General features: G+C 28.5%; 22 protein-coding genes. 19 read left to right on the top strand and 3 right to left on the bottom strand.

Features of this window, described 5'->3' with window-relative positions:
• Positions 1 to 54 precede the first annotated feature (54 nt).
• The 10 genes from BLV71_RS15265 to BLV71_RS15220 all read left to right on the top strand — a co-directional run bounded on the left by BLV71_RS15265 (position 55) and on the right by BLV71_RS15220 (position 7,749).
• Positions 55 to 1,497 carry a glyceraldehyde-3-phosphate dehydrogenase gene (locus tag BLV71_RS15265; RefSeq protein ID WP_093871382.1) on the top strand — a complete coding sequence of 481 codons (1,443 nt, stop codon included), beginning with the start codon at positions 55 to 57 and terminating at the stop codon, positions 1,495 to 1,497.
• Between the two features lie 98 nt (positions 1,498 to 1,595).
• Positions 1,596 to 1,973 carry a lipocalin family protein gene (locus BLV71_RS15260; RefSeq protein ID WP_093871381.1) on the top strand — a complete coding sequence of 126 codons (378 nt, stop codon included), beginning with the start codon at positions 1,596 to 1,598 and terminating at the stop codon, positions 1,971 to 1,973.
• A gap of 119 nt (positions 1,974 to 2,092) precedes the next feature.
• Positions 2,093 to 2,665 carry a DinB family protein gene (locus tag BLV71_RS15255; protein WP_093871380.1) on the top strand — a complete coding sequence of 191 codons (573 nt, stop codon included), beginning with the start codon at positions 2,093 to 2,095 and terminating at the stop codon, positions 2,663 to 2,665.
• A gap of 3 nt (positions 2,666 to 2,668) precedes the next feature.
• Positions 2,669 to 3,133, top strand: a complete 465-nt coding sequence (locus BLV71_RS15250; RefSeq protein ID WP_143032800.1) for a DinB family protein — start codon at positions 2,669 to 2,671, stop codon at positions 3,131 to 3,133.
• Complete coding sequence (gene ligA, locus BLV71_RS15245) at positions 3,134 to 5,128, top strand: NAD-dependent DNA ligase LigA (RefSeq protein ID WP_093871379.1); 1,995 nt, start codon at positions 3,134 to 3,136, stop codon at positions 5,126 to 5,128.
• Between the two features lie 50 nt (positions 5,129 to 5,178).
• Complete coding sequence (locus BLV71_RS15240; protein WP_093871378.1) at positions 5,179 to 5,835, top strand: lysoplasmalogenase; 657 nt, start codon at positions 5,179 to 5,181, stop codon at positions 5,833 to 5,835.
• Positions 5,832 to 6,557 (top strand): helix-turn-helix transcriptional regulator, encoded by a 726-nt coding sequence (locus BLV71_RS15235; RefSeq protein WP_093871377.1) that lies wholly within the window; start codon positions 5,832 to 5,834, stop codon positions 6,555 to 6,557. Before BLV71_RS15240 ends, BLV71_RS15235 begins: the two co-directional genes overlap by 4 nt.
• A 39-nt stretch (positions 6,558 to 6,596) precedes the next feature.
• Complete coding sequence (locus BLV71_RS15230; protein WP_093871376.1) at positions 6,597 to 7,055, top strand: GyrI-like domain-containing protein; 459 nt, start codon at positions 6,597 to 6,599, stop codon at positions 7,053 to 7,055.
• A 2-nt stretch (positions 7,056 to 7,057) separates the two neighbouring features.
• Complete coding sequence (locus BLV71_RS15225) at positions 7,058 to 7,396, top strand: DUF1801 domain-containing protein (protein ID WP_093871375.1); 339 nt, start codon at positions 7,058 to 7,060, stop codon at positions 7,394 to 7,396.
• Between the two features lie 8 nt (positions 7,397 to 7,404).
• Positions 7,405 to 7,749 (top strand): DUF1801 domain-containing protein, encoded by a 345-nt coding sequence (locus BLV71_RS15220; RefSeq protein WP_093871374.1) that lies wholly within the window; start codon positions 7,405 to 7,407, stop codon positions 7,747 to 7,749.
• 72 nt (positions 7,750 to 7,821) lie between these two features.
• Here the strand turns inward: BLV71_RS15220 and BLV71_RS15215 are convergent, their stop codons facing one another.
• Positions 7,822 to 8,202 (bottom strand): DoxX family membrane protein, encoded by a 381-nt coding sequence (locus BLV71_RS15215; protein ID WP_093871373.1) that lies wholly within the window; start codon positions 8,200 to 8,202, stop codon positions 7,822 to 7,824.
• 105 nt (positions 8,203 to 8,307) lie between these two features.
• On the opposite strand from BLV71_RS15215, the gene BLV71_RS15210 reads away from it, so the two are divergent.
• From BLV71_RS15210 to BLV71_RS15175, 8 genes are all read left to right on the top strand, one after another.
• Positions 8,308 to 9,387 (top strand): esterase-like activity of phytase family protein, encoded by a 1,080-nt coding sequence (locus tag BLV71_RS15210; RefSeq protein ID WP_093871372.1) that lies wholly within the window; start codon positions 8,308 to 8,310, stop codon positions 9,385 to 9,387.
• Between the two features lie 28 nt (positions 9,388 to 9,415).
• Positions 9,416 to 9,928 (top strand): DUF6913 domain-containing protein, encoded by a 513-nt coding sequence (locus BLV71_RS15205; RefSeq protein WP_093871371.1) that lies wholly within the window; start codon positions 9,416 to 9,418, stop codon positions 9,926 to 9,928.
• Positions 9,928 to 10,803, top strand: a complete 876-nt coding sequence (gene dapA / locus BLV71_RS15200; protein ID WP_093871370.1) for a 4-hydroxy-tetrahydrodipicolinate synthase — start codon at positions 9,928 to 9,930, stop codon at positions 10,801 to 10,803. The genes BLV71_RS15205 and dapA overlap by 1 nt, the downstream gene beginning before the upstream one ends.
• Before the next feature lie 96 nt (positions 10,804 to 10,899).
• On the top strand, positions 10,900 to 11,412 hold the full coding sequence (locus BLV71_RS15195) for a ferritin (protein WP_093871369.1): 513 nt from the start codon (positions 10,900 to 10,902) through the stop codon (positions 11,410 to 11,412).
• A 122-nt stretch (positions 11,413 to 11,534) separates the two neighbouring features.
• Positions 11,535 to 12,356, top strand: coding sequence for an outer membrane protein assembly factor BamD (locus tag BLV71_RS15190; protein WP_093871368.1), 822 nt, complete (start codon positions 11,535 to 11,537; stop codon positions 12,354 to 12,356).
• A 3-nt stretch (positions 12,357 to 12,359) separates the two neighbouring features.
• Positions 12,360 to 12,680 carry a DNA-directed RNA polymerase subunit omega gene (locus BLV71_RS15185; protein WP_093871367.1) on the top strand — a complete coding sequence of 107 codons (321 nt, stop codon included), beginning with the start codon at positions 12,360 to 12,362 and terminating at the stop codon, positions 12,678 to 12,680.
• A gap of 1 nt (position 12,681) precedes the next feature.
• Positions 12,682 to 13,896, top strand: coding sequence for a bifunctional phosphopantothenoylcysteine decarboxylase/phosphopantothenate--cysteine ligase CoaBC (gene coaBC, locus BLV71_RS15180; protein ID WP_093871366.1), 1,215 nt, complete (start codon positions 12,682 to 12,684; stop codon positions 13,894 to 13,896).
• A complete protein-coding gene (locus BLV71_RS15175) occupies positions 13,889 to 14,779 on the top strand; it encodes a type IX secretion system protein PorD (RefSeq protein WP_093871365.1) in 891 nt (296 codons plus the stop codon). Before coaBC ends, BLV71_RS15175 begins: the two co-directional genes overlap by 8 nt.
• Positions 14,780 to 14,802: 23 nt before the next feature.
• Here BLV71_RS15175 and BLV71_RS15170 read toward each other — a convergent pair whose 3' ends face one another.
• Both BLV71_RS15170 and dnaX read right to left on the bottom strand, forming a co-directional pair.
• A complete protein-coding gene (locus tag BLV71_RS15170) occupies positions 14,803 to 16,452 on the bottom strand; it encodes a MutS-related protein (protein WP_093871364.1) in 1,650 nt (549 codons plus the stop codon).
• 76 nt (positions 16,453 to 16,528) lie between these two features.
• Positions 16,529 to 18,241 (bottom strand): DNA polymerase III subunit gamma/tau, encoded by a 1,713-nt coding sequence (gene dnaX / locus BLV71_RS15165; protein WP_093871363.1) that lies wholly within the window; start codon positions 18,239 to 18,241, stop codon positions 16,529 to 16,531.
• 289 nt (positions 18,242 to 18,530) lie between these two features.
• Between dnaX and BLV71_RS15160 the strand changes: the two genes are divergently transcribed.
• The gene (locus BLV71_RS15160; RefSeq protein WP_093871362.1) at positions 18,531 to 19,139 is read left to right on the top strand and encodes an alpha-ketoglutarate-dependent dioxygenase AlkB family protein; all 609 of its coding nucleotides are present in this window, start codon (positions 18,531 to 18,533) and stop codon (positions 19,137 to 19,139) included.
• Positions 19,140 to 19,198: the final 59 nt, after the last annotated feature.

The following is a 19,198-nucleotide window of genomic DNA, read 5'->3' as shown; positions in this document are numbered from 1 at the left end:
TTGAAAACAATTACTTTTGCACCAAATTTTTTAAATCTTAGTTAACACACAACTATGTCAACAATAACAAATTACGAAAACGAGGTAGTAAATCAAGCTCAAACAAGAAGAGCTACTGTTGAATTTATTAACATTGTTAATGATTTATGGTACGATAAATCTATTGAATTAGTATTATTTAGAAACCCATTAGTAGATAAAAGAGCTAGTGAAGTTTTAAATTTAATAGATTATGCAAAAGAGTTTGTAGCTAAACCAATCTCTATTCAAGATGCGTTAGATATTGCTAAAGCAATACAGTCAATTGAATTACCTGCTTCTAAATTAGATATCGGTAAATTAGCCTATGAGTTTCATTTATCTGAAAACGAAAATATAGATAAAGTTGATTTTGTAAAAAAACAATTAGAAGGAGCAACAGAAGCTAATGGAATTAAACCTAAAGACGTAGTTTTATATGGTTTTGGACGTATTGGTCGTTTATTAGCTCGTGAGTTAAGTAGTAAAATGGGTAAAGGTTCTCAATTACGTTTAAGAGCTGTTGTTACTCGTGGAAAAATAGATGAGTCTGTTTTAGAAAAAAGAGCTTCATTATTAAGTATCGATTCTGTACATGGAGACTTCTTAGGAACTGTTCAGGTAGATGCTGAAAATAATGCATTAATAATTAATGGTACAACTGTATATATGATATCTGCCGCTAAACCTGAAGATATTGATTATACTGAGTATGGAATTAATGATGCTTTAATTATTGATAATACCGGAGCTTTTAGAGATAAAGAGGCTTTAAATCGTCATTTAGTGCCAAAAGGTGCTAGTAAAGTTTTATTAACTGCACCAGGTAAAGGAATACCAAATATTGTACATGGAGTTAATCATATAGAAAATAACCCTGATACTGTTGATGTTTTTTCAGCTGCATCATGTACAACAAATGCAATAACGCCAGTTTTAAAGGTTTTAGAAGATAATTTCGGAATTAAAAAAGGGCATTTAGAAACTATTCATGCTTATACTAATGATCAAAATTTAGTAGATAATATGCATAACAAATACCGTAGAGGTAGAGCTGCTGCATTAAATATGGTAATTACTGAAACAGGAGCAGGTAAAGCAGTATCAAAAGCGTTACCAGCTTTAGAAGGTAAATTAACATCAAATGCTATTCGTGTTCCTGTACCAAATGGATCATTAGCAATTTTAAATTTACAATTAAATTCAACTACTACGGCAGAAGCAGTTAATGCTATCATGAAACAATATGCTTTAGAAGGAGATTTAGTAGAGCAAATACAATATTCAATGAGTAATGAGTTAGTTTCTTCTGATATTGTAGGAACTACAGCACCATCAATTTTTGATAGTAAAGCTACTATTGCTGATGGAGATACGATTGTTATTTATGTGTGGTATGATAATGAATATGGATATTCTCATCAAGTAATGCGTTTAGCAAAACACATAGCAAAAGTACGTCGTTATACATATTATTAACAGACCGTTAATTTCATATTATAAAAAACCGAAACATTTTTAATGTTTCGGTTTTTTTGTTATATTTGATTTAAAGTAACCCTAATTCCCCTTAAATAATGAAAAAAGCAATACTCTTAATTGCATTTTTATTGAGCTTTTCTGCTCTAATGTATTCTCAAGAAACAAAAAAATCAGCATGTTTAACTTCAGGAAAATGGCGTATAGAATCGCTTAAAATTGGAGAAGAAAAAGAAGATCTTTCAAATTGTAAAAACAGTTGGATGGTTTTTGAAAAAGATGGTAACTATCAACTAGTGATAAGGAAAACTGAAAAAAAAGGACAATGGAAATTATTGGAAGATAAAAAAACAATAAAATTTGAAAACGAAGGTGATGATACTAATGGTTTTCAAATACTTAAATTAAATGATAAAGAATTGTTGTTTTCAACAAAAGAAAATGATGTGGTTTATACAATGACATTAAAAAAGTAAAAACTTTCCGCATATAAACAAAAAACCGAAGCCTTTGCTTCGGTTTTTTGTTTATAACCAAATCAAAAGATGGTAATAATCTCAAAAACTTTTCTGTAAATTAGCATCAAAATATTTAGATGAAATCAATTGTAACTTTTTTAATTTTATTAATAACATTTAGCATGAATTCACAAAATTTACCATACTATGAATTAGAGGAAGTACCTAAAGAATATACAGCGGGGACAGTAGCAAGTAGAATGGTAGATGGACTAGGTTTTCGTTACTATTGGGCAACGGAAGGGTTAACAGTTAAAGACTTAAAATATAAACCTACAAAAGAAGCAAGAACAACCTTAGAAACGATAGATCATATATTAGTACTATCTGTAATGACATTAAGCGCGTTAGAGGGTAAAGAAGTAGATTTTTCTAAAGACGAAACATTATCATTTGAAGATATTCGTAAAATGACATTAGAGAATTTTAAGAAGTCGAGCGAAATTTTAAAGAACGCTAAAGATTTGTCATCTTTTAAAATGAAAATAAAGAGAAAAAATGGTGTTGAAGAATACCCATTTTGGAACCAATTAAATGGTCCTATCGCTGATGCAATTTGGCATGTTGGTCAAGTAGTTACTTTTAGACGCTCAGCTGGAAATCCGCTTCCAAAAGGTGTTAGTTTACTAACGGGAAAAGTAAGGAAATAATAAATGAAAAAAAATGGAATGTTAGTCGCTTTGATTGAAGAGTATGAAAGAGCGTTAATGGACTATAAATTAATTTTAAAAAGTATTTCAGAAGAAGAATTTATTATTGTTAGAGATTATGAAACTGAGAATAAGGACTGTATGTCCATTCAAACAGTAACTTTTCATGTTATTCAATCTGGTTATACATACGCTAACTATATTCAATCAATATTTACAAAAGAATGGTTAGAATATGATACCGAAATAGATAGTATTAATATTGCTATTAAAGAATTAGGTGAAATGATAGTTTATACAAAAAAGTCATTTCACAATAACTGGTATAAAACAACTAAAGAGTTAGAGAAATACTCTTTTAAAACTCGATGGAATGTTACTTATGATATAGAACAATTACTAGAACATGCCATTGTACACATTCTAAGACATAGAAGACAGATAGAAAATTTTTTGAAGAAAAATTAAATGACCACGGAACAAAAAATACAACAGCTTAGAGAAGAGTTACGTCAGCATAATCATAATTATTATGTATTAGACAATGCTACTATTTCTGATTACGATTTTGATATTAAACTAAAAGAGTTAGAAAAACTTGAAGAAGAAAATCCAGATTTCTTTGATTCTAATTCACCAACTCAGCGAGTAGGAGGAGATGTTACTAAAAATTTTGAAACGATTACTCATAAAAATAGAATGTACTCGTTAGATAACTCATACTCCAAAGATGATTTATTAGATTGGGAAAAACGAGTACAAAAGAATCTTGGAACTGAAGATATAGAATATACTTGTGAGTTGAAATACGATGGAGCCTCTATAAATTTAACCTATGAGAATGGACAATTTATAAGAGCAGTAACTCGTGGTGATGGTTTTCAAGGAGATGAAGTAACTACTAATATTAGAACGATAAAATCTATTCCTTTAGTTCCTAATGGAGATTATGTTTCAAGTTTTGAAATGCGTGGTGAAATAATTTTACCGTTGCAAGGTTTCAATAAAATGAATGAAGAACGTATAGCTAATGGAGAAGAAACTTATAGGAATCCTCGTAACACTGCTAGTGGAAGCTTAAAACTTCAAGATAGTTCAGAGGTTGCTAAACGTCCTTTGGATTGCTTGTTGTATCAAGTGGTAACAAATGAACGTAAATACAAAACACATTTTGAAAGTTTAGAAGCTGCTAGAAAAGTTGGTTTTAAAGTTCCTGATACTATCGTTTTAGCAAAATCAATAGATGAAGTATTTGATTTTGTGAGCGCATGGGATGTGAAGCGTCATGAGTTACCATATGAAACCGATGGAGTTGTTGTAAAAGTTAATAATTTACAACAACAAGAAGAATTGGGATATACAGCAAAAGCACCTCGTTGGGCAATTGCATATAAGTTTAAAGCAGAGCAAGTATCAACAGTTTTAAATGAAATAACATATCAAGTAGGAAGAACTGGGGCAATTACTCCGGTTGCAAATTTAGAGCCAGTACAATTAGCAGGAACTATAGTAAAAAGAGCGTCTTTACATAATGCTGATCAAATTGAAAAGTTAGATATTCGTGTTGATGATACTGTTTTTGTTGAAAAAGGAGGTGAGATTATTCCTAAAATTATAAAAGTTGATTTAACAAAACGACCTGAATATTCTAAGCCTACTGAATATGCTACTAATTGCCCTGAATGTGGTACAGAATTGATTAGAACTGAAGGAGATGCTAAGCATTATTGCCCGAATGAATTTGGTTGTGCCCCACAAATAACTGGAAGAATTCAACATTACATTAGTAGAAAAGCAATGGATATTGATGGCTTAGGAGGAGAAACGGTGGATTTACTTCGTAAAGAAGGGTTGATAAAGAATTATGCAGATTTATATGATTTGAAAGTAGAGCAAGTTATTCCTTTAGAAAGAATGGCTGAGAAATCTGCTCAAAATATGATTGAAGGAGTTGAAAAATCAAAAGAAATTCCGTTTGAGAAAGTATTATTTGCACTAGGAATTCGATTTGTTGGTGAAACTGTAGCTAAAAAGTTAGCAAAGCATTTTAAGTCAATAGATAATTTAATGCAAGCCGATTTTGATACTTTAATTGGGGTTGATGAAATAGGAGATAGAATTGCACAAAGTATTCTTGATTTTTCTGTTGATGAAGGTAATAAAGAGTTAATACACCGATTAAAATTGTATGGAGTACAATTAGAAGTTTCAGCAGAAAGTTTGGAAGGACAAACTGATAAACTTGCTGGAAAAGTATTTGTAGTTTCTGGTGTTTTTCATCAAATGAGTAGAAATGAACTTAAAAAAGCAATTGAAGATAATGGAGGTAAAGTAAGTTCTTCAATTTCTAAGAAAACAACATATATTGTAGCGGGTGATAATATGGGGCCAAGTAAATTAACTAAAGCAGAAAGTTTAAGTATTCCTATTATATCTGAGCAAGATTTTATTGATATGATATAAGAATAACATTTTTGTATTAAAATTTTTTTAATTATTAAATTAGATTAAAAATGACCAAACAAACTAAAATAACAATAGCCTCAGTATTATTTTTACTAGTAGCTATTGCTGATATTTATGCAGTAATAACTCAAAATAAAGTCATCGAAATGATTTTTAAGCCATTATTAATGACAACATTGGTTATGGTGTATTTGTTATCTGTAAAAAAGCCTAACTTCTGGTTTGTAAGTGGTTTGTTTTTTTCATTTTGGGGTGATGTTTTTCTTTTAGATAAAGAAGCTTTTTTTGTATTCGGATTGGGGTCATTTTTATTAGCTCATGTAATATATATAAAAATAACAACTGGTTTTTTACAAAAAGATTTAACAGCTAAAATGATAACATCTGCAATACCATTTGTTTTGTTGTTTGGATGCTTGTTATATTTAATTTATGATAACTTAGAAGAAATGCTTATTCCTGTTATCGTTTACGGAGTAACAATAGCAACTTTTGGAGCTTCAGCACTGTTAAATTATCGACAAGAAAAATCAATGGCTAATTCATGGTTGCTTTTAGGGGCTATTATTTTTATTGCATCTGATAGTTTAATAGCCTTGAATAATTTTTATGCAGCTAAACATCTTTTTGATATTGCAATTATAGTGTTGTATATAATTTCTCAGTACTTAATTTGTAAAGCCATGATAGCTAAAAATGAATAAGTATGGAAAAGCCAAGAATTACCAGGTTAACTCAAATACTTACACAACTTCAGTCAAAAAGAATTGTCATTGCCCGTGAATTAGCAGAAAAATATAATGTAAGCTTACGCACGATATACAGAGATATTAAAACATTAGAAAATTCAGGTATTCCTATTTTTACAGAAGAAGGTAAAGGATATTCAATGCAAGAAGGATTTCATTTACCTCCGGTAATGTTTTCTGAAAATGAAGCAAATGCCCTAATAACTGCTGAACAGTTAATACTTAAAAATAAAGATACTTCATTTGTTGAAAATTATACAAATGCGATTACTAAAATTAAAGCTGTACTTCAATATTCACAAAAAGATAAAGTAAACTTATTATCGCAAAGAATTATCTTTAGGGTTAATAAAGAACAAGAAAAAACAAGTAATCATTTAATGCAAATACAATCGGCAATAACTAGATTTCAATTATTAACGATAGAGTATTTGTCATTAGAAAGTAAATTTACAAAAAGAGTAGTAGAACCTTTTGCATTGTATAGTACTAACGAAAATTGGTTACTAATAGGATATTGCAGACTTCGTAAAGAATTTAGAGCGTTTAGAATAGATTGCATTCAGAGTATAATGAATTTAAAAGACACTTTTGAGCCTCATAAAATGAGCTTAGAAGAATATTTTGAAATATGCAAAGAAAAATATTTGAATACCCTTGACAAACCCTTGTCATAAGCCTCATTTATTTTTGTATCAACATTAAAAAATAATACAATGGAAGTAGTACAAAAAAATGAGTTTTATGTAATTGGAATTTCAGTTAGAACAACTAATGAAAACCAAGAAGCAAAAGAAGACATAGGTAAGTTATGGGAGCAATTTATGAATAAAGATATGTTTGGTATAATACACAATAGAATGAGTGATGCTATTTGTGCAGTTTATACCAATTATGAATCAGATCACACTAAACCTTATGATACAATTCTTGGGTTTCAAGTAACCGACTTAAAAAGTATCCCTGAAGGAATGGTTGGTGTAACCATACTGAAATCCAATTACCAGAGGTTTGTGGCTAAAGGAGATTTAACTAAAAACGCAGTAATTGATAAATGGATGGATATTTGGAAGATGGATTTAAATAGAACGTATACTGCCGATTTTGAGTTATATGGTAAAAAAGCTGAAGACCCTACAAATGGTGAAGTAGATATTTATATAGCTGTAAAGTAAATATGATAAATATTAATACGTTTTATATAGAAAAAGAAGAACCAATTAAAAGTTGTTTACTAGCATTGAGGAAAATTATTTTAGATATTGATGCTATAACTGAAACTCAAAAATGGGGAATGCCTTGTTTTTTGTATAAGAAACAACTTTTTTGTTATTTATGGATAGATAAAAAAACGTTAGAGCCGTATATTTTAATGGTGAAAGGAGAGGATCTTAATTTTCCTGGTTTAGAAAAAGGAAATCGTTCAAAAATGAAAATATTTAGAATAGATGCAAATCAAGATATTCCAATTGATACTATTCAATCACTTTTAAAAGAAGCTTTAAAATTATATTAATTAGGTTTATGACTGATATTGATTACTTTTATTTTGATAAAGAAGAGCCAGTAAAAGGGTGTTTGTTAGCTTTAAAAAACATTATACAAACTTATAATAAAGAGTTTATTTCAAAATGGTATTACAAACTCCCATGCTTTATGTATGAAAATAAATTGTTTTGTTATTTATGGGTTGATAAAAAAACACAATTCCCATATATAGCTATAGGAAGGGGTGTAGAAATAGAGCATCCTGATTTAGTACAAGGCAATCGAACATTTGTAAAGTTGTTGTATATAAACCCAAATGAAGATATTCCCATAAACAAAATTTATCAAATTTTTGATATGGCTTTAAAACTATATAAATAAAAAGTACTTCATTGATTTAGTTTTTCTAAACTCAATGAAGTACTGTATTAAACAAACAATAATTACAAATTCTTATTTTAAATAGGGTATATCTTTTTTATGTATATATAGTAATACTATTGCTGAAAGTAATGTAAATATGGAAAGTGAAAATAAAAGACCACCATCACCATTATTTTCAATACCTATTTTGGTAAGATGTCCCATGATGGCTCCACTCATTAATCCAATAGTTAAGAAACAACCTATCCAAGTTTTTTTTGGTGTAAATAATAAAATTGAAGCTATTAGTTCTAAAATTCCTGTTCCGATTCTTACGATAGCTTCATGCTCTCCAGCAACTTTGGTGAATAAATTAATACTTTGTTGAGCTCCAGTAAATTTAAAAAATAACGTTTGTAGCATAATTACTGCAATTATTAATTTTAAAATAAAGGGGAAGTATTTATTCATGATAATTGTTTTTTTGATTTAGACGATTAAAACTTTAATTCTTACAAGTATAAAATAGTATTTTTGTGTTTTTAAGAAAACAATCCTTTTTTATATAGTTTTTGTATGCGTTATAACCTATTAATTATATTTTTATTAATCTTTTCGAGTTGTAAAAAAAAATCTATTAAATTAAATTATTTAGATGAGCACGTAGTTGGTGATTCTATACTATTTAAAAATAATATGGTTGGAGGCCTTTCTGGTATAGATTATTCAAATAATAAATACTACATGGTAGTTGATGATTCTTCTAATCCAAGAATTTTAGTTAGTAAAATAGCTATTGAGCAAAATAAAATTTCAACTATTAATTTTATAGATGTTATATCAGTAAAAGATACTACTAGTCTTTTTTTTAAAAACAATGCGTTAGATTTAGAATCTATTTTTATTGATAATGAGAATAATATAAATTTAACTAGTGAAGGGAATATAAATGGAGGAAAAAGGCCTTCAGTTTTTGTAATTGACTCATTAGGAAAGTTTAAAAAAGAAGTAAAAATACCTAGCTATTTTAAAAATATAGATTTAGGAAAGCCAAAACATAATGCAGCTTTTGAAAGTTCGACTAAGAGTATAGACAAAAGCGGTTTTTGGGTTGCTATGGAAGGGCCTTTAGGGGTAGATGGAGAAGAACCTACTTTTGAAGTAACCAATTCACCAATTAGAATTAGTTATTTTGATAGTACTTCAAACAAAGCAACAAAACAATATGCTTATCAATTAGAAAAAATTGACAAACCAGCAAAAGGAAATATAAACCTTAATGGTGTAACAGCTATTTTACAATATACTAATGATAGTTTTTTTGTTGTTGAAAGAATATATCAAAGTGGTTATGGGAGTCATGGGAATACTGTAAGAATTTTTAAAGCAACGGTTCAAAGTAATACTACAAATACTTTAGAAATTCAATCATTGAAAAAAGAAAAATTTATTTCTTTAAAGAAAGAATTATTATTTGATTTTACATCGGTGAAAGAAAAATTAACAGGTGGTATTATAGACAATATAGAGGGAATAACTTTTGGACCAACTTTACCAAATGGAAATCAATCTTTACTGTTAGTTTCTGATGATAATTTTCAAAAATATGGTAAGCAACTTAATCAGTTTATATTATTAGAAATTGTAAATAAATAAATTATTTTAGCAGAAGAAATAAAGTGAAATGATAGGTAAACTTAAGCAGAAGTCAATAGAAAAGTACTATAATAAATTAATAGAAAGAAAACCTATAGTTAAAAGTAAGAATGGAAAAGTAAAATCAATAGCTGTAATTCTTGATAATGAATCATTAGTCAACGTAATTCAAGCTAACTTAACAAATAAATTGCCTTTTAAAAAGGAAGATATAACTTTTTTAGTGCAGAGAGAGTTTTCAAAAAAACAAGAAATAACACCAATGTTTTTTACTGAAGAAGAATTAGGGTATAAAGCTAGTTTAAAATCAGACAATTTAAAAAACTTTGTTAAAAAAGAGTATGACTTGCTTATAAATTATACAAAATCATCAAATTTATACACTAATGTAATAACTTTGCAATCGCAAGCAAAACTAAAAGTAGGGTTTGCTGAAGTTGATGATAGATTATATGATTTAGTTGTAGCAGATGCTACATTTAATGAAGCAATTTTAAATCAAGAATTAAAAAAATATTTAACGATTTTAAATAAAATATAATGCAAAAGTTTATAGGTACAGGAGTAGCTTTAGTAACTCCTTTTAAAGAGGATTTAACAGTAGATTATAATGCACTTATAAAGTTAGTGGATTATAATATTGATAACGGAATAAATTATTTAGTTATTAATGGTACAACAGCTGAAAGTGCAACTATAACAAAAGAGGAAAAGAAAGAAATAATAAAAGTAATTGTAGAAACAAACAAAGGTCGTTTACCTTTAGTATTAGGAGTTGGAGGAAATAATACTCAAACAGTTGTTGAAGAACTTCAAACTTTAGATTTATCTAATATTGATGCAATATTATCAGTAGCTCCATATTATAGTAAGCCAACACAAGAAGGTTTTTACCAACATTTTAAGGCAGTTGCATTAGCTAGCCCTAAGCCAATAATATTATATAATGTACCTGGAAGAACAGCTAAAAATATGCTGCCAGAAACTACATTACGTTTAGCAAATGATTTTGATAATGTTATTGGGGTAAAAGAAGCAGCAAATATTCAGCAGCAATATTATTCTTTACTTAAAGACAAACCAGAAGACTTTTTAGTTATATCAGGTGATGATGATTTAACTTTAGGAGTTGTTTTAGCTGGTGGAGCAGGAGTTATATCAGTAATTGGTCAAGGTTTACCAAAAGAGTTTTCTACAATGATTCAATTGGGGTTAGCTGGTAAAAATAAAGAAGCATTTGATATTCATTATAAATTAATGGATATTGTTGATTATATTTTTGAAGAAAATAACCCAGCAGGAATTAAGGCAGTATTAATGAAAAAAGGTATTTGTTTAGATGAAGTTCGCTTACCATTAGTAAAGGCTTCAGAAGAATTACAAACTAAAATATCTGACTTTATAGATAATCTATAATTTGTCTAAACAAAAATTATATATAGAAAAGGCTACAATAACTTAATTGTAGTCTTTTTTTAGCATCTTTGTATAAGAAATAAATCACACCCAAGTATGTTATCAAAAAAAATAGAAGAAGTACTAAATACACAAATAAAAATAGAAGCAGAATCGTCTCAGGTATATTTATCAATGGCATGTTGGGCAGAAATTCAAGGTTTTGAAGGAGTTGCTCAGTTTATGTACGCACATTCAGATGAAGAACGCATGCACATGTTAAAGTTGGTAAAGTTTGTTAATGAACGTGGTGGTCATGCACAAATTTCTGAATTAGCAGCGCCTCCAACTGAGTTTGGTTCATTTAAAGATATGTTTCAAACATTATTTGATCATGAGGTTATGGTTTCTAAATCTATTAATGATTTAGTTCACATTACATTAGAAGAAAGAGATTATGCAACTCATAACTTTTTACAATGGTATGTATCAGAACAAATAGAAGAGGAAGCTTTAGCAAGAAACATTTTAGATAAAATTAATTTAATTGGTGATGATAAAGGAGGCTTATATTTATTTGATAATGATGTAAAGCAGTTAGTAGGGCAAGCACCTGATGCGCCTCAATAAGATTAACAAAGATTTAGGAGTTGTTTACGATTTTTATAGCAGATTTTATGGTTTATTGCAATACTTTACATTGAGTAAAAAAATCGTTTTAATAATCCATAATTAATCATTAATTTTGCCAGATGCAAAAAAATAAAAATTTAGCGTATATAATTGTAATGTTATTGGTATTAACATCATGTGGCCAATATCAAAAAGTATTAAATAGAGGTACAGTAGAAGAGCAGTATAAAATGGCTGTAAAAATGTATGAATCTCAAAAATACAGTAAGGCTTTACGTTTATTTGAAAAAATAACACCTTCTTATAGAGGTAAACCACAAATGGAACGTATCCAATTTATGGTTTCTCAATCAAACTTTAATGAAAAAAATTATAGTTTAGCAGGGTATTATTTTAATAGGTTTACAAGAAATTATCCTAAGAGTTCTAAAAAAGAAGAAGCTGCTTTTTTATCAGCTTTAAGTTATTATAAGGCAGCACCAAGGTTTAGTTTAGATCCTACAGATACCGACAAAGCGTTGGAGTCTTTTCAAGGATTTATAGATAACTATCCTAATTCAGATAAATTACCAGAAGCAAACAAGTATTATGCTGAATTACGTTATAAATTAGAAAAGAAGGCATTTGAAATAGCAAAAACATATTATAGAACTGCTGATTATGATACTAGAAATTATAGAGCAGCTATAGTAGCTTTTGATAATTTGTTATCTGATTATTTAGGTACAAGTTTTAAAGAAGAAGCATTGTTTTACCGTTTAAAAGCGGCTCATGACTTTGCAATGAAAAGTACTGCTAGAAGAAAAGCAGAAAGAATAAAAAGTGCTGTAAAAGCATATGATAAATTAAAAAGAAACTTTCCTGAATCAAAATTCATGACAGATTCTAATGATATGCTATCAGCATTACAAAAGGCACAAGAACAATTAGTTAAAAGTTAAAAAATGGATTATAAAGAAACGAAAGCACCTGTAAGTACAATAACTTATGATAAAGAAGCTATCGAAGCTTCTACAGATAATATCTATGAGGCAATTTCTGTAATAGCAAAAAGAGCTACACAAATTAACTCTGATTTAAAAAAGGAGTTAGTTGATAAGTTAGATGAGTTTGCTACTTACAATGATAGTTTAGAGGAAGTTTTTGAAAATAAAGAACAGATAGAAGTTTCTAAATTCTACGAACGTTTACCAAAACCACATGCTATTGCAGTTGATGAGTGGTTAGATGGTAAAGTATATTACAGAACACCAGACGCAGAATAATATGTCTGTATTAAGCGGTAAAAAAGTATTACTAGGCGTAACAGCTGGAATTGCCGCATACAAAACGGCGAACTTAGTTCGTTTATTTATAAAATCAGGCGCAGAAGTCAAAGTAATTATGACTCCTGCGTCTAAAGATTTTATAACCCCTCTTACCTTATCAACCTTATCTAAAAACCCTGTTCATTCTACTTTTTATGATAAAGAAGAAGAAGAAAATGAACTATGGAACAACCATGTAGATTTAGGTCTTTGGGCTGATATAATGATTATCGCTCCTGCTACAGCAAACACATTATCTAAAATGACTAATGGAACTTGCGATAATTTATTATTAGCAACCTATTTGTCAGCTAAATGTCCAGTATATTTTGCTCCAGCAATGGATTTAGATATGTACAAGCACCCGTCAACTAAAAACAGTTTGGATAAACTACAATCCTACGGAAATGTTATGATACCAGCTACTTCAGGTGAATTAGCTAGTGGATTGGTAGGAGAGGGAAGAATGGCAGAACCAGAAGATATTGTATCGTTTATTACAAATGATATTTTATCAACACTTCCATTAAAAGGAAAGAAAATTTTAATAACTGCTGGACCTACATATGAAGCAATTGATCCAGTTCGATTTATAGGTAATCATTCTTCAGGAAAGATGGGGTTTGAAATAGCAAAGACAGCAGCTAATTTAGGTGCTGAAGTATTTTTAGTTTCAGGTCCATCATTTCAAAAAGTAAACCACTCACTGATTCATAGAATAGACGTAAAGTCTGCTGAAGATATGTATATCGCTTGTCACAAGTACTATGCTGACGTTGATGTTGCTATTTTGGCAGCAGCTGTTGCTGATTACAAACCAAAAAATATTGCTACTCAGAAAATAAAAAAGAAGGATGCAGCGTTAACTATTGAATTAGAACCTACTAAAGATATATTAAAATCATTAGGAGAAATAAAAAAGCATCAGTTATTAATAGGGTTTGCATTAGAAACGAATAACGAAGTAGAAAATGCAAAAAGCAAAATAGAGCGAAAAAAATTAGATTTGATTGTATTAAACTCTTTAAGAGATGAAGGAGCCGGATTTGCAACTGATACTAATAAAATTAATATTATTGATGTTGATTTTAATCAAAATGTATTTGAATTAAAATCTAAAAAAGAAGTTTCTAAAGACATTATTAACGAAATAATAAACAAATTATATGCGTAAGTTTTTCATTTTTGCTTTAACATTATTGGTTACTACAGCTGTTAGTTCACAAGAATTAAATGCTCTAGTAACTATTAATTCTGATAAAATTCAAAGTTCTAATAAGCAGGTTTATGAAACTTTACAAAGTTCTTTAACAGAGTTTATAAATCAAAAGCAATGGACCAATAAAACGTTTAAAATTCAAGAACGTATAAATTGTGCTTTTACTATTATCATAAACGAACAAAACGGCAATAATTTTTCAGCAAGTTTACAAGTTCAAGCTACTAGACCTGTATATAAATCTTCATATACTACTCCTATATTGAATATTAATGATATTAATTTTAACTTTAAGTATAATGAATTTGATCCATTAATTTACAACCCAAATTCATACGACTCTAATTTAGTTTCTGTAATAGCATTTTATGCGTATGTAATTGTAGGAGTTGATGCAGATACATTTGCCAAAAAAGGTGGTGAAAAGTATTTAAAACAAGCTGAAAATGCTATGCTACAAGCACAATCTAATGGAGAAAGTGGATGGCAAAATAATATAGGTAAACAGAATAGGTTTAGTTTAATAGATAATTTACTATCACAAAAGTTTACTGTACTTAGAAATATATATTATAATTACCATAGAAATGGTTTTGATAGCTTTGCTGAAAATAAAGATAAAGCAAAAGAAACAATTGAAACTAATGTAATTCAACTAGATAGACTTCATAATATTACGGTTGGTAATTACATGATTCGAATTTTTTTAGATGCCAAAGGAGATGAAATAGTAAATGTTTTTTCTGACGGTAAGCCTACTAGAAATCAGCAAAAAATGATTCAAGTATTACAAAAGATAGCTCCAACTTATGAAGATAAATGGAAAAAAATTAACTAGTATTTAGTTATATTTTTTAGAATTTATTTGTTAAAAGTAGTTTCTACCTCTCTAGCATCTACGATTATTTCTTTAGGGTACTTGTATAAATCTAAAATTTTAATTGCGTTTCTAGTTTTCAACTTTCCATTTTTTATTTTATGATCAAAAACTAATTTTTCATTTTCTATTTGTTCACTAAAATGAAATAAATCATAGTTTTCTTCTACTAATAATTCAGTGAGTTCAATATCATGGGTAGAAACCAAAACTGTGTGTTGTAATTTATTTAAATACTTAAGAATAGCTTTTCCACCAGATATTCTTTCAACTGTATTGGTTCCTTTAAAAATTTCATCTAAAACAAATAGACAAGGATGTTTATCTTCAGAAGCTTTAATTAAATCTTTAATAGTTAAAACTTCTTGTAAATAGTAACTCGTATTATCTAGTAAATCATCAGTTATTCTAATTGATGAAAATACTTTATAAAATGGTGCAGAATATTCTTTAGCAAAGCAAAGATGTAATGTTTGTGCCAAAATACTATTTATAGCTATTGTTCTAATAAATGTAGTTTTTCCCGACATGTTAGAGCCTGTTAACAACATACTTTTATTAGTTAAGTTAACTGTGTTAGAAACACAATTATCTATAAGTGGATGATAGATATCTAAAGCTTTTAAAACATTATTTTTATTAAATTCTGGAGTACAGGTTTTAAGATTTCCTGACTTTAAAGAAGCGGTTGATATAGCAGCATCTATTTTACCTATAAAAACAAACATATCATCAATACTTTCTTTTTCTTTCTCTATGGCTCCAACAAAGCTATAGAAAGCTAAGTATTCAATATTAAATAAAATCTTAAAAATTTCAGCAACAAACCAAAAAGTAAATAAAAATTCATTATCAATTTTTTTTTCAAAAGCAATAAATTCTGTTTTGAATTTTATTGAATTTATTTTCTTTAGAAAAGACAAGTTTCCAAAATGATATGATATTTCATTTATTTTACTTAATGATTTACTTACTTTTAAAGCCCTTGAAAGCTGATAAGCACCATTTAAATAATATCCTATATTATTTTTGTTTTTATAATGTAAAACCATGTTAACAGCTAAAACAGGTACTAATAATAGAGCTACAATAGGATAGAAGAACATTACAACAAATGAAGTAATAGATATTAGAGTTGATAATTTAACTAACCATAAAAATTTGGGTTTTGTAAGTTGTTTCCCATTAATTAATTCTTCTAAGTAATATGAATTATTACTATTTAGTTTAGAAAGTTCTAATTGACATGAAATACTAAGGTCTTTGTTTTTTTGAAACAATGAAGTTAAACCTTCAAATTTTAATAAGTTATCTATTGAATCAATGGTTCTTAATTTAAAGTATAAATATTGCTGTCCAACTTTTGAAACTGTCCTATCTATAAATTTAAATACATCATCAATATCAATATCTATTTTACTTTTTTCAGTAATTATATGATACGCTTTGTCTTTATGGGGATTGTTTTTAAAATACTTTTCTATTACATAAAAATTGTAGTATTCGTTTTCTTTTTTCTTACCCCAATTATTATAAAGATGTTTTCTGAATTTAATTAATTGTCTTTTTTTTAGAAAGTTATTAATTAAAAAAAGTAGAATTAATATAAAAGCAACCCCTAAAATATAATTCATAGTATTTTAATTTTTAAAGTAATTTAATAGTATAAATTATTAGTATCACAAAAAGTTGTTTTGTTACTAAAAAAAATTAAACATCTAAACCAAAAGTACTTTTCAATTTTTCTAGAAGAGGGTTCTTTTCTTTTAACTTTAAGTATTTCTCTTGCGGAGTATAAGCAAATTTCTTTTCTACTGTTTCATTAACTGTTATAACAATTTGAACACCATAATTATTAAGTTTTTCACGTAAAAAAGTTAATAATTTACGTTTACCTTTTTCTAACTGAGATTTCATTAAATCATTAGGTAAAGATATTGCAACTTGAAACTTTTCTCTTAATTGGGGTTCGTCAGAAGCAATAATTGCAGCAATACTACGCTCACCCATATCTTGTAGCTTAAAATAATACTTTTTCCATGCATCTTTTAGCTCTTCTTGAGTAAAAGGTGTTCTAGGGTGATTATCATAGTTTTCTTCTTCCTGAGTACTTTTATACTCCTTCTTTTGATGTATACTTTTTAGAGATAGGGCAGAGGTACGTCTCTTTATATTTTTAAGTAGGGGTTTAGTTGATTCCTCTTTAGGTTTAATTTCCTTTGGTTTAGGAGAAACAGGTTTAGCGTTTGAAACAGCTTCCTTTACAATTGTATCAACTTGTTGTTTAACCACTTTAGGCTTGGCTGGAGATAATGATGTAAAAAAAGTAGCTGGAATTATGTAGTTGCTAGATTTTTTTTTTGCTCCATCAAAAGTGATAGAGGCTATTTGCATTAATGTTAGTTCAACCAGCAAACGTTGGTTTTTACTAGCCCTATATTTTAAATCACAATCATTAGCTTTATCAATTGCAGGTATTAAAAACTGCATATTAGCTTTGGTTGCTTGGTCTAAATATTTCTTTTTAGTTGAGTCGCCTACCTCAAGAAGTGCTATTGTTGCAGTGTCTTTAGCAACTAATAAATCTCTAAAATGGCTAGCTAAACCGTTAATAAAATGATGTCCTTCAAAGCCTTTACCTAAAACTGTATTATAGGCCATTAAAACTTCAGGAATTTTATTTTCTAATAGTAAATCAGTTATTTGAAAATAAACATCATAGTCTAAAACATTTAAGTTTTGAGTAACCGCTTCACGCGTTAAATTAGTTCCTGAAAAACTTACTACTCTATCAAAAATAGACAATGCATCACGCATAGCACCATCTGCTTTTTGTGCTATAATGTGTAAAGCATCATCATCAGCTGTTATACTTTCTTTAGCACAAATAGTTTTTAAATACTCCTTAGCATCTAAAACACCAATACGGTTAAAATCAAAAATTTGACAACGTGATAAAATAGTAGGTATAATTTTATGCTTTTCAGTAGTTGCTAATATAAAAATAGCATGTGCTGGTGGCTCTTCTAATGTTTTTAAAAAAGCATTAAAAGCCGCTTGAGACAGCATATGAACCTCATCAATAATATACACTTTGTATTTACCTGTTTGAGGAGGAATACGAACCTGGTCTGTTAAACTACGAATATCATCTACAGAGTTATTGGAAGCAGCATCTAATTCAAAAATATTAAAAGCAAAATCTTCATCATCTGTAGTAGCATCTTCTTGATTAATTCGTTTTGCTAAAATACGAGCACAAGAAGTTTTACCAACTCCACGAGGTCCAGTAAATAATAAAGCTTGTGCTAAATGATTATTTTTTATAGCATTCTCTAACGTATTAGTAATGGCTTGTTGCCCTACTACATCTTCAAAATTTTGAGGACGATACTTACGTGCTGATACTATAAAATGCTCCATTAACTCTTATTGTTTACTTGAACAAAAATAGAAAACCCAGCAACAACACACAAACAAATTTATAAAGTGAAAATGAAAGTTGTGAACAATGTTTAAATCATTATAACTAAATCGTCTTTGTAAGGTTATAAAGGTTTGAAGTAATCTGTTTGCAGTTAGACTATATCGTTCTTCTTAGTGGCATTTTTAATTGCTAATAAGCTAGAACTATATGAAAAGCTTATTGGTGAAATTATGTTAGATTTAATACTAGATAATTAAAACACGTATCTTTGATATAAAAAAATTAATGGATTTGTTTTCACAGTTTGAAGAACAGCCTAAAAACTTATTACCTAAAGAGGGAACAGTTTTATATTATGGATTAGTTACCTCTAAAGCCAAAGCGGATTGGTATTATAAACATTTGTTAGAAGCTATTGAATGGCGAAACGATGAAGCCATTATTTTTGGAAAACGTGTTGTAACCAAACGTAAAGTTGCTTGGTATGCAACAGAACCTTTTGAGTATTCTTATTCTAATACTACTAAAGTAGCATTAACTTTTACTAAAGAATTATTAGAACTCAAGAAACTTATTGAAGAAGAAACGAATGAAACCTATAATTCATGCCTATTAAATTTATACCATGATGGTTCAGAAGGTATGGCTTGGCATGCTGATGGCGAAAAAGATTTAAAGAAAAATGGAGCTATAGCTTCACTAACTTTTGGAGCAGAGCGTAAATTTGGATTTAAACATAAAAAAACAAAAGAAGTAGTTTCATTAATATTACAACATGGATCATTATTAGTAATGAAAGGTGAAACTCAAAGTAATTGGCTGCATAGATTACCTCCTACAAAAAAAGTTCATAGACCTCGAGTAAACTTAACATTTAGAACAATTGTTAAGTAATACCTAATAACTAAATTTTACTTTTATTTCATAATTCATTTTTTATTGTATTTTTGATT

The organism is Tenacibaculum sp. MAR_2010_89 (assembly GCF_900105985.1).
GTDB lineage: Bacteria > Bacteroidota > Bacteroidia > Flavobacteriales > Flavobacteriaceae > Polaribacter > Polaribacter halocynthiae.
The sequence above is the reverse complement of the archived record's forward strand: the minus strand, read 5'-3'. Positions and strand labels throughout refer to the sequence as shown.

What these genes read in the sequence shown, in the direction of transcription:
- BLV71_RS15265 (WP_093871382.1), top strand. Translation starts at nt 55, where the DNA reads ATGTCAACAATAACAAATTACGAAAACGAGGTAGTAAATCAAGCTCAA.
- BLV71_RS15260 (WP_093871381.1), top strand. Translation starts at nt 1,596, where the DNA reads ATGAAAAAAGCAATACTCTTAATTGCATTTTTATTGAGCTTTTCTGCT.
- BLV71_RS15255 (WP_093871380.1), top strand. Translation starts at nt 2,093, where the DNA reads ATGAAATCAATTGTAACTTTTTTAATTTTATTAATAACATTTAGCATG.
- BLV71_RS15250 (WP_143032800.1), top strand. Translation starts at nt 2,669, where the DNA reads ATGAAAAAAAATGGAATGTTAGTCGCTTTGATTGAAGAGTATGAAAGA.
- ligA (WP_093871379.1), top strand. Translation starts at nt 3,134, where the DNA reads ATGACCACGGAACAAAAAATACAACAGCTTAGAGAAGAGTTACGTCAG.
- BLV71_RS15240 (WP_093871378.1), top strand. Translation starts at nt 5,179, where the DNA reads ATGACCAAACAAACTAAAATAACAATAGCCTCAGTATTATTTTTACTA.
- BLV71_RS15230 (WP_093871376.1), top strand. Translation starts at nt 6,597, where the DNA reads ATGGAAGTAGTACAAAAAAATGAGTTTTATGTAATTGGAATTTCAGTT.
- BLV71_RS15225 (WP_093871375.1), top strand. Translation starts at nt 7,058, where the DNA reads ATGATAAATATTAATACGTTTTATATAGAAAAAGAAGAACCAATTAAA.
- BLV71_RS15220 (WP_093871374.1), top strand. Translation starts at nt 7,405, where the DNA reads ATGACTGATATTGATTACTTTTATTTTGATAAAGAAGAGCCAGTAAAA.
- BLV71_RS15215 (WP_093871373.1), bottom strand. Translation starts at nt 8,202, where the DNA reads ATGAATAAATACTTCCCCTTTATTTTAAAATTAATAATTGCAGTAATT.
- BLV71_RS15210 (WP_093871372.1), top strand. Translation starts at nt 8,308, where the DNA reads ATGCGTTATAACCTATTAATTATATTTTTATTAATCTTTTCGAGTTGT.
- BLV71_RS15205 (WP_093871371.1), top strand. Translation starts at nt 9,416, where the DNA reads ATGATAGGTAAACTTAAGCAGAAGTCAATAGAAAAGTACTATAATAAA.
- dapA (WP_093871370.1), top strand. Translation starts at nt 9,928, where the DNA reads ATGCAAAAGTTTATAGGTACAGGAGTAGCTTTAGTAACTCCTTTTAAA.
- BLV71_RS15195 (WP_093871369.1), top strand. Translation starts at nt 10,900, where the DNA reads ATGTTATCAAAAAAAATAGAAGAAGTACTAAATACACAAATAAAAATA.
- BLV71_RS15190 (WP_093871368.1), top strand. Translation starts at nt 11,535, where the DNA reads ATGCAAAAAAATAAAAATTTAGCGTATATAATTGTAATGTTATTGGTA.
- BLV71_RS15185 (WP_093871367.1), top strand. Translation starts at nt 12,360, where the DNA reads ATGGATTATAAAGAAACGAAAGCACCTGTAAGTACAATAACTTATGAT.
- coaBC (WP_093871366.1), top strand. Translation starts at nt 12,682, where the DNA reads ATGTCTGTATTAAGCGGTAAAAAAGTATTACTAGGCGTAACAGCTGGA.
- BLV71_RS15175 (WP_093871365.1), top strand. Translation starts at nt 13,889, where the DNA reads ATGCGTAAGTTTTTCATTTTTGCTTTAACATTATTGGTTACTACAGCT.
- BLV71_RS15170 (WP_093871364.1), bottom strand. Translation starts at nt 16,452, where the DNA reads ATGAATTATATTTTAGGGGTTGCTTTTATATTAATTCTACTTTTTTTA.
- dnaX (WP_093871363.1), bottom strand. Translation starts at nt 18,241, where the DNA reads ATGGAGCATTTTATAGTATCAGCACGTAAGTATCGTCCTCAAAATTTT.
- BLV71_RS15160 (WP_093871362.1), top strand. Translation starts at nt 18,531, where the DNA reads ATGGATTTGTTTTCACAGTTTGAAGAACAGCCTAAAAACTTATTACCT.